Origin of the sequence: Teredinibacter haidensis, from assembly GCF_014211975.1 — a bacterium.
Classification (GTDB): Bacteria; Pseudomonadota; Gammaproteobacteria; order Pseudomonadales; family Cellvibrionaceae; genus Teredinibacter; species Teredinibacter haidensis.
The window spans coordinates 4,457,172-4,472,737 of record NZ_CP060084.1 but is presented as its reverse complement, the minus strand read 5'-3'; the positions used below and the strand labels follow the sequence as shown (position 1 = coordinate 4,472,737).

At 49.0% G+C, this 15,566-nt stretch carries 13 protein-coding genes; 7 read left to right on the top strand and 6 right to left on the bottom strand.

What is annotated here, in order from left to right; all coding sequences use genetic code 11:
- Window positions 1-2: 2 nt before the first annotated feature.
- The gene (locus tag H5715_RS18290; RefSeq protein ID WP_075184963.1) at window positions 3-1,517 is read right to left on the bottom strand and encodes an inactive transglutaminase family protein; all 1,515 of its coding nucleotides are present in this window, start codon (window positions 1,515-1,517) and stop codon (window positions 3-5) included.
- Window positions 1,518-1,539: 22 nt separating this feature from the next.
- Window positions 1,540-2,295, bottom strand: a complete 756-nt coding sequence (locus tag H5715_RS18285; RefSeq protein ID WP_075184962.1) for an ATP-dependent zinc protease family protein — start codon at window positions 2,293-2,295, stop codon at window positions 1,540-1,542.
- A gap of 117 nt (window positions 2,296-2,412) precedes the next feature.
- Between H5715_RS18285 and H5715_RS18280 the strand changes: the two genes are divergently transcribed.
- The 6 genes from H5715_RS18280 to H5715_RS18255 all read left to right on the top strand — a co-directional run bounded on the left by H5715_RS18280 (window position 2,413) and on the right by H5715_RS18255 (window position 6,660).
- Window positions 2,413-3,069 carry an HAD family hydrolase gene (locus H5715_RS18280; RefSeq protein ID WP_075184961.1) on the top strand — a complete coding sequence of 219 codons (657 nt, stop codon included), beginning with the start codon at window positions 2,413-2,415 and terminating at the stop codon, window positions 3,067-3,069.
- A 118-nt stretch (window positions 3,070-3,187) separates the two neighbouring features.
- Entirely contained in the window at window positions 3,188-3,766 is a 579-nt protein-coding gene (locus H5715_RS18275; RefSeq protein WP_075184960.1) for a glycine zipper 2TM domain-containing protein, read from the top strand.
- Between the two features lie 69 nt (window positions 3,767-3,835).
- Window positions 3,836-4,165 carry a PepSY domain-containing protein gene (locus H5715_RS18270; protein ID WP_075184959.1) on the top strand — a complete coding sequence of 110 codons (330 nt, stop codon included), beginning with the start codon at window positions 3,836-3,838 and terminating at the stop codon, window positions 4,163-4,165.
- 35 nt (window positions 4,166-4,200) lie between these two features.
- Complete coding sequence (locus H5715_RS18265; protein WP_075184958.1) at window positions 4,201-4,878, top strand: response regulator transcription factor; 678 nt, start codon at window positions 4,201-4,203, stop codon at window positions 4,876-4,878.
- Window positions 4,879-4,889: 11 nt separating this feature from the next.
- Window positions 4,890-6,236, top strand: a complete 1,347-nt coding sequence (locus tag H5715_RS18260) for an ATP-binding protein (RefSeq protein ID WP_075184957.1) — start codon at window positions 4,890-4,892, stop codon at window positions 6,234-6,236.
- A gap of 1 nt (window position 6,237) precedes the next feature.
- Window positions 6,238-6,660 (top strand): VanZ family protein, encoded by a 423-nt coding sequence (locus H5715_RS18255; RefSeq protein ID WP_075184956.1) that lies wholly within the window; start codon window positions 6,238-6,240, stop codon window positions 6,658-6,660.
- Here H5715_RS18255 and H5715_RS18250 read toward each other — a convergent pair.
- From H5715_RS18250 to mpl, 3 genes are all read right to left on the bottom strand, one after another.
- Window positions 6,657-9,221 carry an efflux RND transporter permease subunit gene (locus H5715_RS18250; protein WP_075184955.1) on the bottom strand — a complete coding sequence of 855 codons (2,565 nt, stop codon included), beginning with the start codon at window positions 9,219-9,221 and terminating at the stop codon, window positions 6,657-6,659. The genes H5715_RS18255 and H5715_RS18250 overlap by 4 nt on opposite strands.
- A 292-nt stretch (window positions 9,222-9,513) precedes the next feature.
- On the bottom strand, window positions 9,514-10,134 hold the full coding sequence (locus tag H5715_RS18245; protein ID WP_075184954.1) for a flavin prenyltransferase UbiX: 621 nt from the start codon (window positions 10,132-10,134) through the stop codon (window positions 9,514-9,516).
- The gene (mpl, locus tag H5715_RS18240) at window positions 10,131-11,531 is read right to left on the bottom strand and encodes a UDP-N-acetylmuramate:L-alanyl-gamma-D-glutamyl-meso-diaminopimelate ligase (RefSeq protein WP_075184953.1); all 1,401 of its coding nucleotides are present in this window, start codon (window positions 11,529-11,531) and stop codon (window positions 10,131-10,133) included. Before mpl ends, H5715_RS18245 begins: the two co-directional genes overlap by 4 nt.
- 306 nt (window positions 11,532-11,837) lie before the next feature.
- On the opposite strand from mpl, the gene H5715_RS18235 reads away from it, so the two are divergent.
- Window positions 11,838-12,086 carry a DUF6316 family protein gene (locus tag H5715_RS18235; RefSeq protein WP_075184952.1) on the top strand — a complete coding sequence of 83 codons (249 nt, stop codon included), beginning with the start codon at window positions 11,838-11,840 and terminating at the stop codon, window positions 12,084-12,086.
- Window positions 12,087-12,115: 29 nt separating this feature from the next.
- Here H5715_RS18235 and H5715_RS18230 read toward each other — a convergent pair whose 3' ends face one another.
- Complete coding sequence (locus tag H5715_RS18230) at window positions 12,116-15,061, bottom strand: response regulator (RefSeq protein WP_075184951.1); 2,946 nt, start codon at window positions 15,059-15,061, stop codon at window positions 12,116-12,118.
- Between the last annotated feature and the right edge of the window lie 505 nt (window positions 15,062-15,566).

Below are 15,566 nucleotides of genomic sequence, written 5' to 3'. Positions count from 1 at the left end.
GATTAACACTTCCCTGCCAATGCTTTAAAGCGGCGAAACTCCAGTAAGCGGTAGCCCGTGTAACTACCGAGCAGTATCACCAACGCCATAATAACTAACTGCAAACCAATAAAATTAAAGGTGAGGTGCCGCACCACATCGTTAATCATCACCACATAGGCGCACAGCGCCACAAGCAGGGAGCCTCCCGTTTGAATCAGTACTTCTTTCGAGCCCTCCTCCTCCCAGAGAATGGACATGCGCTCAATGGTCCAGCTCAAGATAATCATGGGGAAGAAGGTTATCTTTAAACCTTCACTTAAACCGAGCTGGAAGGCCAGCACGGCAAACACGGCGATAATGGAGATAACGGAAATAATCACCGCCGAAATACGGGCGACCAAAAGTAAATTAAGCCGTGAGAAATAGCTGCGAATAACCAGACCAACCCCAACAATCAGCACAAAGCCGATAATTCCCGTCAACAAACTGGTTTGAATAAATGAAATGGCGATTAGCACCGGCATAAAGGTGCCGGAAGTACGTAGACCAATCAGAATGCGCATAAACACTACCACCAGCACACCGACAGGAATCAGAAAAATACCTTTAAACAGCGCCTGCTCTTCCACTGGCAAGCTGTGAATAGAAAAATCCAGCAAGCCAACATTTTGTGCCCGCTCGGTTTCCATGACCCGCGCTACCGGGACTTCCTGTTCAATAATAGAAAACAGTACACGAGATTGGGAGCCACCGACAATATCCAGCAGAGAGCCCGATTGATACTCCCACAGCAGCTGGTTCTTAAACTGACCCTGGCGACCCGTTTGCGGGTTAAATAAGCGATATTCTTTACCATCAAACACCTGCAGCAAGGTGTTTAACGGCTGACGCCTGCGACCATCTTCCAGTGTTAGGCTAAGCACCTCTCGCACAGGAACGCCCGCATGCTGAAGCAACTGCGCCAGCCAGCGACTACGGCTTTGCTTCTGCGCAAGAAACTGAGCGCTCTGCACCTGACTGTTAAATTCGTTAATTAATTCGCGCGTGAGGGTAAAGTTATCGGCTGAACGTTCTAGGGCGTTATTCAACAGTTGCAAGGCTGAGGTTTCCTGCGGACCCGTCTCCATCAGGCGTTTATTTTTGTCTGACTGCGGCGCGAAACCGGGAACAGTCAAATCATCGTTCACCTGCATATCCACCCGGTAATAAAGCGTTTGCCTTCCCTCGGCAGACCGGATAGACCATTCGGCACGGCGTTCACTGCCCTGTTCAACAAACGCCAAACCATAACCGGGGCTGGCCGTATGCTCGGCAATGCGTTCAAAGCGCGTTTGTGTCCCGGGGATGGCCAGAGAAACTTTTACCGGATCGCCGCGGGCGATAAACTCCAACTTCGCTTCAATCGACCATACCTGACGCTTTTCCCCCGGCAACCAGGGGACGTCAAATGCCTGGTGCCTATACCAGGTTAACAGGCTGCCAGCCAACAACAAGAGGCCGACAAGGGTTATAACTGAAAGACGGGATCGATTCACAGGCTTTTTCTTTTTGAAAAATTCAGGGCTGCGCGAATTCTACTTTGGGCTGAATAAATTTTTGGGCGACATCAACAATAGCAATGTCCCGCAAAAAATTTCGCCCTAAAAGAACCGGATACACCATACTGTCGCGTGCAATTAAGTTAAATTCCACTTCTTCGTTTATTTCGCCCACCCGTACAAGCAGGTTCACAACCGGGCGCCGTTCTGATTCTGCAGAACCATTACGATTTTTCTTATAGCGAAGCAGTGGGGTTTCAAGAAAGGGGGCTTCGTCGGTGGTAGGAATGCGAAAGCGAATCCACTTACTGCCGTTCCGTTCAAAGGGCTGAACATCCTTGACCATTAACGACGACCCCTCCACACCAGTATCAACCCGGGCTTTATAGCGTTGCTCGGCCAATTCCAGCCAAGCCCACTCAATACGACCAATAACAATTTTACTACTCCGCTGGGCCTGGGCGCCCACAGAAACCCCCGCAGCTGGAGTAGGCTTCTGGGTTTGAACAACCGGCCCACCCCGCTCATCGTTACGGGTCACAGCGGCATGCACCTCCCGCACCTGGCGTCGCAGTAACTGCATTTCTTCCGTTATTTGTTTTTGCGTGAGCGTCATTTCCTCCAGCTGCTCGGCCTGCTCTTCCATACATTGCCGCTGCTGGTCCAAAGTTTGCTGTAACGCCAACTGCCGATCCTCTTTCTGACGAATAAAGGTACAGTTCACCAAAAGCGGAATAAGCGCCAACAGGATAAAAAAACGCACAACTCGACTCATAGAAATATAACAACTCTCGTTTGCTACAATGACCCATTTTGCGGGAACTTATCTTAGCAGTGTTTCACTTTGCGAATGCGAATAAACACGCAAGCAATTCAACAAAGGGGACTAAATTTGGGCATTGCAGCTATTATTTTTGATCACGACGGCACACTGGTGGATTCAGAAGGCGTCCATTTCACTATCTGGCAACAATTATTATCGGACAACTTCGGGATTAAGTTCAACAAGCAGGAATATCTCAACCACCACTGCGGTACGCCAACGCTTCGGAACGCAGAACTTATCGTACAACAACATGGCCTCAACCTAAATCCACAAGACTTGTGCGACCTCAAACAACAGGCATTACAGGTCGTATTAAACCGTAATCCCTTCCCCTTAATGCCATTTGCCCTGGAAGCTCTGGATCTCGGTAAACAGGCCGGAGTCAAAATGGGTGTTGCTACTGGCGCTAATCACAGTGAAGTTACTTCTTCTATAAGCAGCCACAAACTGGAAGACTTTTTTCAAACGATAGTCAGTAAAGATGATGTCGATAACAGCAAGCCGGCACCGGATACTTATCTAAAGGCCGCGTTAGAACTGGGCGTAGAGCCGAGGGAGTGTATGGCGATTGAGGATAGCCTAACCGGTATTCGAGCAGCCCAAGCCGCGGGAATGACCTGTATTGCCGTGACCTACGCCTTTTCAAAACATCAGGATTTATCGCTGGCGGACTACAGGGTAGACAATTTGAAACAGGCTGTGGAAATCGCTTTGGGGCTATAGAGAAAAGGGCGCCAGACTCGCTCAGGCAATACGAATCTTATTCAGGCTCTATTCAGCCCCACAGGAGTACCTTTTAAGCATGCCCCGATGAGGGCCGCCAAAAACAAGGAGACTGAAAATGAAACGCCTGAATCTTGCCCTGACTATATCCGCCTTATGCACTGGTCTGGCAATGCCTACGCTGGCAAGCGAGCAGGGCTCCAGCCGCATGGTGGCTTACGCCGAGGTTGTAGATGCTCGGCCCATTTATCAAACCGTCGAACGACGCATCCCGGTAGAAAACTGCTGGGTCGAGCAAGTTCGCGAACAGCAGCCCGTTTATTATCGCGCCTCTAGCGGCAAGCCAAAATCTGCCACTGGTACCATTCTCGGTAGCGTAATCGGCGGCGCCATCGGTAATGCCGTAGGTGCAGGCGATGAGAATAAAAAGGTAGGTACCGTTGTGGGTGCCATTCTTGGAGCTTCTGTAGGCCGTGACATTAGCCGTAACGGCAGTAACCGGCAGTATTCTCACACCGAAGTCAGCTATCGCGATGTACAACGCTGCGAGGTTAAAGAAAGGGTGGAAATGGAAGAAGTGCCCGCCGGCTATAGCGTAACCTACCGCTACAACGGCGAAACCTACACAACACGCACTCGCCGCGACCCTGGCAACAAGCTGAAAATTGCCATCAATATTCAGCCGTTAGAACACTAAGCAGTAACGAGTGAACTGGTACCTGTGTTTGTCATACAATACGCACTCACTCACTTCGCTATAAAAGCTATGTTCACTCGACTATTCCGCCCGAAGACCCGCTATAAGCTGGTATTGGCCAGCCTGATCTCCTTTGCGGTACCTGCCAGCCATGCCCAACCCCAGGCAACGGAATTTGAGCTGACAGTTACAACAGCAAAGCCGCACTGGCAATTGGCCCAAGCCGACAAAGGCATCAGCAAAAGCCGAGCCGCCAGTGCTGCGCAGAGACAATACGGCGGCAAAGTACTAAAGGTCAGCCGCAGCGGCGATCGCTATCGCGTCAAAATCCTGCAGAAAACCGGTAAGGTTGTGATTGTGACCGTAGACGCCCGCAGCGGGAAAGTGCTCGGAAAATAAACCCCACGAACGGTGCAAGCAAAAGGAACCTTCGCATGAAGATGTTGATCGTTGAAGATGAAGCCGCTATTCGCCAGCAACTGGCAGACTATTTTAGCGCGCTGAATTTTGTGATTGAAACGGCAGCCGACGGCGAAGACGGCAGCTACTACGCCACAGAATACGACTACGATTTCGCAGTTATCGATATCGGACTACCCAAGGTAGACGGCATAGAAATCATTCGCCGCTTACGCGCAGCAGGAAAGAAATACCCCGTACTTATTCTCACCGCCCGTGGTCACTGGCAAGACAAGGTAAAGGGCCTGGAGGCGGGTGCCGACGATTACTTGGTTAAACCATTCCATTCCGAAGAATTGCGCGCTCGTGCCAACGCCTTGATTCGCCGTTCTGGCGGTAGCGCCACACCTCAGCTGACCTTTGGATCAATCGTTATCGACACCTCCACCAAACAAGTCACCGTTGGCGGAAGCTTTATTGAACTGACCAGCTACGAGTACAACACGCTCGAATACTTAGCACTGCACCCCGGCCAACCGATATCCAAAACAGAGTTAACGGAACATCTCTACCACCAGGATTTTGAGCGCGACAGCAATGTGATCGAAGTGTTTGTTGGTCGCCTGCGTAAAAAATTGGATCCCGAGAACAACTTAAAACCCATTACAACGGTTCGCGGACAGGGCTACCGTTTTGCGCTGGAAGCAGGATAAAACATTATTGCATGGACTTTAAACTCCCCTCCCTTGCTGCGCGCCTCACTCTGTCCTCGGTTCTGGTTCTTCCGGTTATTCTCGGTTTTAGCGCCTATTCTCTCGACCGCGCCTTTCGCAACAGCTTAATAAACGCTGAGCAGCAGGCCCTACAGGCACACCTCTATTCTCTCTTGGGAGCGGCGGAACCTGAAGACCACCAACTGTACCTTCCCGAGACCATGGCGGAACCCCGCTTTAACCGCCCCCAATCTGGGCTTTACGGTTTGGTCACCAATACAAAGGGCGAAATTGTCTGGAAGAGCGATTCCTTCCCTGCCGATGATTCACTCTCCCTCCCCCGCAGGGCTCAATTGGCACCCGGACAGGAGCTTTTTAACGAGCAGCTTTTACGGGAGGAGCCGCACTTTGTCCTTAGTTTTGACTCCGTATGGGAAATTAATCAACAGGATACGCTGTTTCGATTTTCAATCATTCACGACCAACACCAGCTGCAGGAAGAATTGAAAGGCTATCGCGATGCGCTCTGGCTTTGGCTGGGCGGTATTGCCATACTTTTTATCATTGCCCAGTTTCTTATTACCCGCTGGGGCTTAAAGCCCCTGGACCGACTGGCGCAAGCCTTAAAAAAGTTTCAGCAGGGCCACAACAGTCAGCTGGAAGGTGAATACCCCACCGAAATTGCACCGGTTATTCACAATTTAAACGAGCTTCTTGAAACGGAGCAAGGGCAGCGGCAACGCTATAAAAATACACTTTCAGATCTGGCACACAGCCTAAAAACGCCCCTGGCCATTATTCGTGCAGAGCTGGAATCCAACTCACCAACGCAGCAAAACGCCATAAACGAGCAAGTAAGTAGAATGGCGGACATCATTCAGCACCAGCTACAGCGTGCCACTCTGACCGCCACCAGCAGTATTCGCGCAAAAACACCACTTGCGGCCACCATCAACCGCTTGTCAACGGCACTGCGCAAAGTCTTTCGAGAGAAGCAATTCTCTGTCGATATCAATATCCCCGAGAATTTACAGTTTCCCGGTGACGAAAGTGACGCGCTGGAGGTGTTCGGAAATATTCTGGAAAACGCCTTTAAATATGGCCAAAACAAAATTCAGATCGGCGCGCAAACCAACAACGACGTACTGACCGTCAGTATTGAGGACAATGGCCCCGGCATTGCTGATGAACTCAAGCAGCGCTTGCTGACCCGCGGCGCCCGCGCCGACACATCCATTCAAGGCCAGGGTATCGGGCTATCAATTGTTGTTGATATACTCAGCAGCTACCAGGGGCAGCTGGAAGTTAGCGACAGCGAGCTCGGCGGCGCAAAATTTACTCTCTTATTCCCAATCTAGTATGTCAGTTGTCTCTACACTTAACCGCTTCCTCTCCTACCTGTTTTTTTCTCCCGAATGTAAACTGCTGCGCAGGCTTCAGTTTTTTGCGGCTATCCTCATATTTGCCTATATGGCCTTAAGCGCCTCCCCCACCCAGTGGGCACACATAACCTCCGATAAAATTCTGCACTTTATCGGGAACCTGCTTCTTATCGGCTCAACCTGGGTAGCTTTTTTTGGCGCCATAAACCGCCGCAAGGCAATAGTATTCGCCATTATTTATTCGATGACGATCGAGGCCTTACAGAGTTTTAGCGAAATGCGGCAGCCAGACTTTTTCGACGCACTGACCAACCTAAGCGGGATCTTGGTGGGTTTTGGTTTTTGCTTATTGATGGAGCGGTATTTAAATAAATTAAAGACCGCCCCCAAGAAAAGTTAGTTTAAAGGGCGAGTTAACAGGATCAGCTTTGGCAACAACAGCAAGGCGCCAAGCAGCGCCAGGAACATGGCCAGGCCCGTTAACAACCCGAAATAGATGGTGGGGATAAACGCCGACAACACCATAATGGCAAAGCCGAAAATAATAATCACTGACGTATAAAACATCGCCTGCCCGATAGAGGCATGGGCGCGGTGCATACTGGCAATATAGTCGCCATCGTGTTCCAGCTCACGCCGAAAACGGTGAACATAGTGGATGGTATTATCCACACCAATACCAACGGTTATGGCCGCTACGGTAATGGTCATCATATCCAGCGGCAGACCGAAAAGCCCCATAAAACCTAAAATACCAACGGCCGCGAGAATGGTTGGAATAATCGCCACAAAAGCGACTTTTATGGAACGAAACAGCACCATAAACATAACTAAAATAGCCAGCAGGACTGTTCCCAGGGTTGATATTTGCGAGCTGAATAAACTTTGCAACATATTATTATAGAGCACCAACAGACCACTAAACCGAAGGCTTTCTTCCTTGACCAGTTTACTCTCTGTTAAATGGTAGTGAATACGCTTCACCAATTCGGCACGGTTCAAGCCCGGATAGCCATCGTGAACGCGCAGGCTTATGCGCGTTTGATTGTTCTCGGCGTCGAGGAAAGGGGATACCATCGAACTTTTGATCGACTGCGGCAGTTTTTTACGGATAATCGCCAGCTCAAAATCATTGAGTGAACCATTAATATCCAGGCCAATGTTATAAAGTATTGCCAATGATTGAACCTTACCTACTTCGGGCAAATCTTCCAAATACTTGTGGATGGCATTGACCTGTCGCAAGCCGCTAATCGTCATCCAATAGCTGGGATCGTCGGCCCCGTGCTCGGAAAAAGGGTCCACTTCCGTAAACGGGTCCTGCTCCGCCAGGGGCTCCAGATCTTCAAAGGGATCCCCCTCATCAAAAGGGTCGGCCTCGGCAAAAGGGTCGTTCTCATCGGCAAATTGCTGCGGTTGAATGTCAACGGTCTGTTCACGGTGGTTAATAATAATATCCAGGGAGGTGGTTCCACCCAGGTCGCTATCAATAACCGACAAGCCTTGATAAATTTCAGTGCTCTTGTGGAAATAATCGATAAAGCGGTTTTCGACTTCCAGCCGAGTAACGCCCCAAGCACTGGCAATCGCCAACAAAAGACTGATGATTAATACCCATGCGCCCCGTTTTTCTACAAACCGGGAAAATAACAGGGTGATAGGCTTGTCACTGCTCTGAGTAGAAGAGCCTCCACTGCCCCCCCCCTTTGCTGGCAACAACATCATTGCCGCTGGCAACAAGGTAAAAGCGAGAAAAAACGCCAGCAGTAAACCCATGGTCATCAGCCAACCAAAATCGATCACAGGTCGAATATTACTGACCACCAGTGAAGCAAATGCCACAACGGAGGTCATCACCGTGTACAGACACGGCAAGATCATAAACTTCACCGTCGCAGTGACCAGCTCCCGCTGCCCCCAGTCGGCATTTTGTTGAGCAAATTCTCGATAGCGCACAATAAGATGAATAATAATGGCCAGCGAAATAATCAGCAGTAAAGCCACAAAATTGGAAGAGATGACCGTAAGCCGCCAATCCACCCAACTGACATAGCCCAACATAATCAATACGGCAGCCAGACAGCTGGCCATCGGAATTATGACGAAGCGCCAGGAACGAAAAATTACGGCCAGCACAACGACCATAAAGAGCAGTACAGCCGAACCAAAGATCACCAAATCACTTTTAATAAAACTGATCATATCGGCGGTAATCATGGTCAAGCCACCGACATAAATCTGCGCCCGATCGCGATACCCCTCCACCACCTCACGCACATTTTCCACGCGCAAGTGGTCTCGGGTAGACGCCTGTGTTCTGTACTCTAAAAGCTCGGCCTGAACGCGCGCAAGATTCTGGCGTTCTTCAACACCGAAATCGCCAGACGTTTTCTTTTTCAGGTTCAGCGCATCACGACGCTTAACAAGTTCGATATAGCGTTCATCGACTTTTAAATTGAGCTGCAGAGCCGTTGTTTCGCCATCCGGCCCCAAAATTAAATCGCGATAGGCCGGGCTGGTTAAAAATTCCTCTTTGGCTTGCGCAAAGTCCATCCCCGGCGTTAACAAATTGCGTGGACTGGAGACCATCTCCGACAAGCCCTGCATAGGGCTATACAGCAGAGGAACATCGAGGATGGTGTTAATGCTGATAAACCCTTCAATAGCCGCCAAATCATCGCGCAGCGATTGTAAGGTGCTCAATGATTCCTGAGTAAACAGTGGGGTTTTCGGGCGAAAAGTAACGACCAGAAAGTCGCCGGAACCGTAGGCTTTTATCACATCGCGATAAAAATCAAGGTCGGTATCATTCTCCAGTGTGAGGGAGTCTGACGATGCGTCGAGCTTAAAGTTTGGCAGCCCTACTACAGCGCAAAGCACCACACAGCCGAGCATCACTAGAGTCGACTTGGGAAAGCGTGTTATTACAGATATATAACGGTCAAAAAGACGGCCGAACATGCGGTATGACTACATCCTGATTAAAAAAAGCAGTATAGCTTCAGAAAGCTAGGCAGAAAAACAGACTCTGTGAAACATAATGAAACATAATGAAATGTTTTTCAGGTGTTTCGTGGCGCCTGTCGTAGGGATCTCAATATACCAGCTGACCGGTACATGTACTGACACAGTGTTCATAAATAGGCGCGCATTATACGGCGCACTAGCCTGAACCGTTAATGGACAAAAGGTAAAAAACCGTAAATAGGCGCCATTATTGACTCAAAATCAAACCCACGTAGCGATATATATTTTATTCTTCCGTTTCTCCCCAGCGAGGAACGGCAGTTTGAGGCAGATGTAACTGGTCGAGGATTCTGGCAACAACAAAGTCGACAAGTTCATCAATCGATTGGGGACGGTGGTAGAAGCCCGGGCTTGCCGGAAGAATCACTGCCCCCATGCGCGTTAAATTTAGCATGTTCTGTAAATGAATTTCCGAATAGGGCGTTTCCCTGGGGACCAAGATCAACTGTCGCCGTTCTTTTAAAGCAACATCTGCTGCACGCTCAATCAAGTTGTTACTCGCACCGGTGGCAATGGCCGAAAGCGTTCCCCCAGAGGCCGGGCATATCACCATGCTGTGGGGAGAACTCGAACCCGAAGCAACCGGAGCCATCCAGTCTTTTTCGGAAAACACCTTGAGCTGGCCTGGCCTGGCCGAAAAGTGGTCACACAAAAACTGCTCCTGCTCTCGACCACTCTGTTGTGGCAACACAAGATCGGTTTCGGTTGCAATAACCACCTCTGCCGCCTGAGATATCAGCAAATAAACACGGCAATCCAAAACCAGCAATGTTTGTAACAGGCGCAGGCCATATTGGGCCCCGGAAGCGCCCGTAATGGCCAATGTAATCGTTTTTTGGTGGCTCAATTAATGCGCTCCTGACAACAGGCTTTTAGTGCCTGTAGTAATTGCTGGTGAATACCGTCGAAACTGCCATTACTCATAATGACCATATGCAAAGCTTCCCCCTCAGCAAGCTGACCGATGTAATCAATAGCGGCTCCAACAATATCGTTGACGGAGTAAAGCACCAGAGCACCGGGAATATCACCCAAAGTCTCCTGTAAAGACCAGCTCAGGTTACTGGGCTGATACCAAAAACACTGAGTGGCCGCAGCAGCGGAAGCGGCCAACTGCTGGCGATGCACGCCCTCCCTCATGGTGTTGGAGCGGGGCTCGACAATCGCGAGGATTTTTTCCTCACCCACACGAGCGCGCAAGCCCTCCAGGGTGGTTTTGATAGCTGTAGGGTGATGGGCAAAATCGTCATAGACATGAACAGCGCGAACAATATCCAATAGCTCCATACGGCGTTTTACTCCGCTAAACTGGCTTAGTGCCTCACAAGATATCTGAGGCAACACCCCCACATGCCTCGCAGCGGCAATAGCACTTATCGCATTACACAGGTTGTGCTCACCACTCTGCTGCCAGGATACATTGCCCACAGCATCGGAATATTCAGCGAAGCTCACCTCAAACCGTGCCCCATCAGCACTTCCCTTCAACGCGCTCCAATCGGCAGAACCAGACTCCACGGCTGTCGTTTGCCTGTCCGACCAACAGCCCATGTCGAGCACTTCTTTAAGGGCCTGCGATGCCTGCGGGTAGATAATCAAGCCGTTTTCAGGAACCGTGCGCACAAGATGATGAAACTGCCGTTGAATTGCTTTTAGATCGGGAAAAATATCGGCGTGATCAAACTCCAGATTATTCAATACCAAGGTGCTGGGCCGGTAGTGAACGAACTTCGAACGCTTATCGAAGAAAGCCGTATCGTATTCATCTGCCTCAATCACAAAAAAATCGCTTTCGCCGAGGCGTGCAGAGGAGGGAAAGTTACCGGGTACACCACCAATCAAGTATCCCGGTTGCATCCCCGCATACTCAAGAATCCAGGCCAACATGGAGGCTGTGGTGGTTTTACCGTGGGTACCGGCGACAGCCAGAACCCATCGCCCCTGTAAGATATGCTCGCTCAACCACTGTGGCCCAGACGTATAAGGAAGGCCCGCATTTAATATGGCCTCCATCAACGGATTACCGCGACTGACCACATTGCCAATGACAAACATATCGGGCTGTATTTTAACCTGATCGGCCGAAAAGCCCTCTATGAGCTCAATTCCCGCCAACTCCAGCTGAGTACTCATCGGCGGGTAGACGCGCACATCCGCCCCCGTAACCGTGTGACCTACAGCCCGAGCCAACTGTGCCAGCGACCCCATAAACGTACCGCAAATACCAAGAATATGAATATGCATAGATGCGTTATTTCTCTTTATAAACAATCGCCGAGCTTAACATGCAATACGGTTTCTGAACCACGGCTGTCGCCACCTGCCGCGACCCCGCTCCTTTCCTTCTCCCTACCCTCGAAAAAAACGAATGATTATAAAAAGGGTGTACCCTTTGAACCAAAGATTATTAAACGACCAATAAACGCCTTTTTCATGCCGACTGAACGTTTTTTGAGCACTTTCCAGCACTAAAAAATCTAACCCTTTGCTGTACGATTTATATACTAACCCTTAACAGAAATAAAACACCAAAACTGTGAAGGGATAAGCATGCTAGTTAGAGACGGTGAATTTGAAGAAAAGGTTTGGTATCGATCAGAGCGCTATTTTTGTGTTGACGGGAAGTGGTTTTTTTCTACTCGCGAAGGGACTGATATTGGCCCCTATACGTCGCGATTAAACGCGAGTAACGGATTGCAATTATACATCCACTACATGCAAGCCAACCCGGGACAAGGGGAACAGTACGCCAGCAAAATCGCAAAGCAAGGCCTGTGGGCAACAACCTTATGGCACTAGAAACAACATCATTCAAAACAGCCTTAGGATTAAGCAATGTAGCGATGAATAACCTCAAGCAGCGCTTCCTGATCCAGAGGCTTAGAAACAACTTCGTTTATCCCGCAGGATTTCAACTCATCAATATCCGACTTAGAGGATAACACCGTGACAGCAATGATCGGCGTTTCGCTATAGCTACTGGTGGCCCGCAACCTGCGGGCCACTTCGCGGCCATTAATATCCGGCAGATTGATATCGAGCAGCAACAAACCGTAGGTTTTTTCGAGCACTAAGTTTAGAGCTTCACGGCCATTCCGCGCAGTATCATGACTCAACTTAGCATCAACCAGTATCCAATCCATTAACTCTGAGTTATCTTTGGAGTCCTCAACAACCAGTATGAGCGGGATATTCCCCTCTCGCTGCTGCGTCAGCGGAACACCCCGCACCTGTGCTGAACCACTATACTCTTTACTCTTCATTAAACTCCGGTGTAGCGCCTCGATACGCATTAAGCTGGCGCGACTTCGGCGCCGCAAAGTTGCCGCTGCAGAAAGAATATCGGTAAAAGTAGGCGCCCCAAGAGCTAACTCTTCCTGCACCTCATTACTAAACACAACCGGTCTATGCCGGCCAATGCCGTTATAAATAATCTGGTAGATTTTTCTGCACTGTTCATCGCTATTAAGTAGGACCATCAACCGTGTTGAATCCAACTTTTCATCACCCAAGTTAACCAAAAGGAAATCCGGCTTAAGTTCTCTGGCCTGTGCGATCGCATCATCCGCGTGATGAGAAACGCACACATGTATTCCATAATCCTGAAAATTTTTCTCTAGTGTTTTACCCTGCTCGCCCTCGACCCCCACCAACAATACGTTGGAAATATCCAGACTACTTAACTTCACAAACTCCGACACCATCTTCTTAGGATTATCAGAATTCAACATCAGTAGATCCGCTCCGGATCCTAGCAGACGATTCTTATTGTCTTCGTTAATGCTCAGTGCAATTTTGGGGATACCGAGCAACACGCTGTGCTCACAAAGCTGCGGCAACACATCGTGACCGAAAGTCATAACGATATCAGCATTAAAGCAAATGACATCAGGCAAAACCTTTTCACAAAGACCTATAAATGCATCGGGATTCTCTTCCAAGAAGACAGAAACCAACTCACGCTTAAACGCGACCTCAATCGCCTCAGTTAATTCGGCATCGACCCCGAGCAATACAATAGCGAGGCCTTTTTGTCCCCATTTAGTATCGCGTCCTCCAGCCGTATCAACCGACTGAGGCAACGCCAAATGTAAGCGAAACTCACTACCCACTCCATACACACTATCGAAGTCGACATAACCTCCAAGCAAGGACGCCAACCTAGCTGTTATCATCAAGCCAAGGCCAGACCCTTCAATTGAACGCAGGCGTACCTCCTCTGCCCGACCGAACTCTGTGAACAACTTTTTTTTGTCCTCGTCAGCAATTCCGATCCCCGTATCCTTAAATGCTATGGTTAACGAGTCTCCCAGTGGGCCGTATTTTTCCGTCTCGATACGAATCACAACCGAGCCCTGGGTGGTATATTTAAGCGCGTTGGACCCTAGATTCAGAAGCATTTGCCGAAGCTTAGCTTTATCACTCACAACAGAAATATTACGTGCGTAATTTTCGACAGTGAACGCAAGTTTTTTCCTTTCTGCCAGTGGCGTAAGCTCCATTTTAATATCGTTGACGAGTTCGCCAACAACAATACTTTCTTCGCTCAGAACCATTCGCCCGGCATCAATTTTAGACAGGTCGAGAATATCGTTTATCAGCCCCAGTAAGTGCGTACTGTTACGATAGATTGATTCCAGTGCCAGATTCTCTCGGCGAAGCTCCCCCTCTCCAACATCTTTTAATAAAATACGGGTAAATCCGATAACGGAATTAAGCGGTGTGCGCAACTCATGGGACATGCTCGCCATAAATTCCGATTTGTAGTGATTGGCTTTCTCTAGCCGTTTATTGCTACTCGACAGCTGCAGAGTACGCTCTTCTAGTTCGCGATACGTTTGGTGTAATTGCGCTGTTTTCAACTTATCCTTTTGGTAAGTGGCGTAATAATCAAATAGCAGCCCGAAAAATGGGACCAAATAAGCCAGTACTTTTAATCCGTGGGCCGCATAGTAATGGCTGTCATACAGCGCTGCAGAGCCGAATACCATGTGCAATTCCACAGCGATAGCTGGAATGGTGCTGATCACAAGAGAATCGCTGAACACACTGGGGTATTTTTCCTTAAACGCTGGAAAAACAAATGCACCGGCAAAGATATACGCCACCAGCGGAATAACATCGAACGGACGCTTGATTAAATCGTGTGGGAAAATAGTGACGGGAATATTACTGGCACTAATACACCACTGAGTAATCAAGTAACCCAGCAAGACAAATACAGCTGTTACCGCCAATAAAAAACGTATTGGATTCGTATTGCGCGTTTTGCTACTAAGCAGAAGTAAGGTCCCAACGCCCAACAATACAAGCAACGCGTTAAAGCTGCGAGCCACGACCCAACTGAAGGGAATTAATGCCGCTGTATCGGCAACAGTATCCAACATTCTTGACGCTACCAGCGAGTGAAAGGCATCCATTGCCCCGGCGCACAGCAATGAAATACCTATCACAGGCGTTGTAATGTTCGCTGTCATAGAAAAATGACTGAACGCCAATAGTGCGGTAAGCACCGCCGTCATGATGGCACTCCATTCCAGTAGCGTATGCAACTGCGGGCCAACCATCATTAATTTCAAATTATTGAGCAGATCTTCCTCCGGCAGCAATGCCAACTGCTCAACGACATGCACCGGAGTATTTACCCCAAAATCAAAGCCGAGGAGAATGAGGGCAAACGGCAAAAGACTTAGCCCAACGACAACGGCTACGACGGATGCTGGAATGCTGGGCAGCAAATAAAGGGGAGCCGGAAGTTCTTTTCCTTTGTTCAAAATAATCCTTATTTTTTTGCTTTAATCTTCAGTGTTAACTGATCTGGATATACTACCCAGACATTAACTATAAAGAAGCCTTAGCCGCCGTTCCCGTCACACTATTCAACAAAGAATTCACTACAGGCTTAGCTCCAACGCACCCTACGGCAGTATAGTCCGGACCAACAGTACCAGAATCATCGTGATTCAAAGCAAACCTGCCGCACCAGAGCAAAGGGTTCAGCACTCTTAAATATAGACCCAAAATCGCGCGTGTTCGATGGGCAACAACGACCGAATTGATCTTTCATCCACAGCAGCCAACCGAGGGCGTAAACCCAAGACACAGCTCAGCAACTTTATCCCTATTATTTGCGCCTGATCAAGGATTGTTCGGCCAGATCCTTGTGTTACAATCGCGCCCCAACTGAAAAGCTATGTTTCCAACCGAAACGAATAATGGCTAAAAACGGCAGTACAACTGCTAAAGAATACACACGAATTACATATAGGAAGAGTCAGT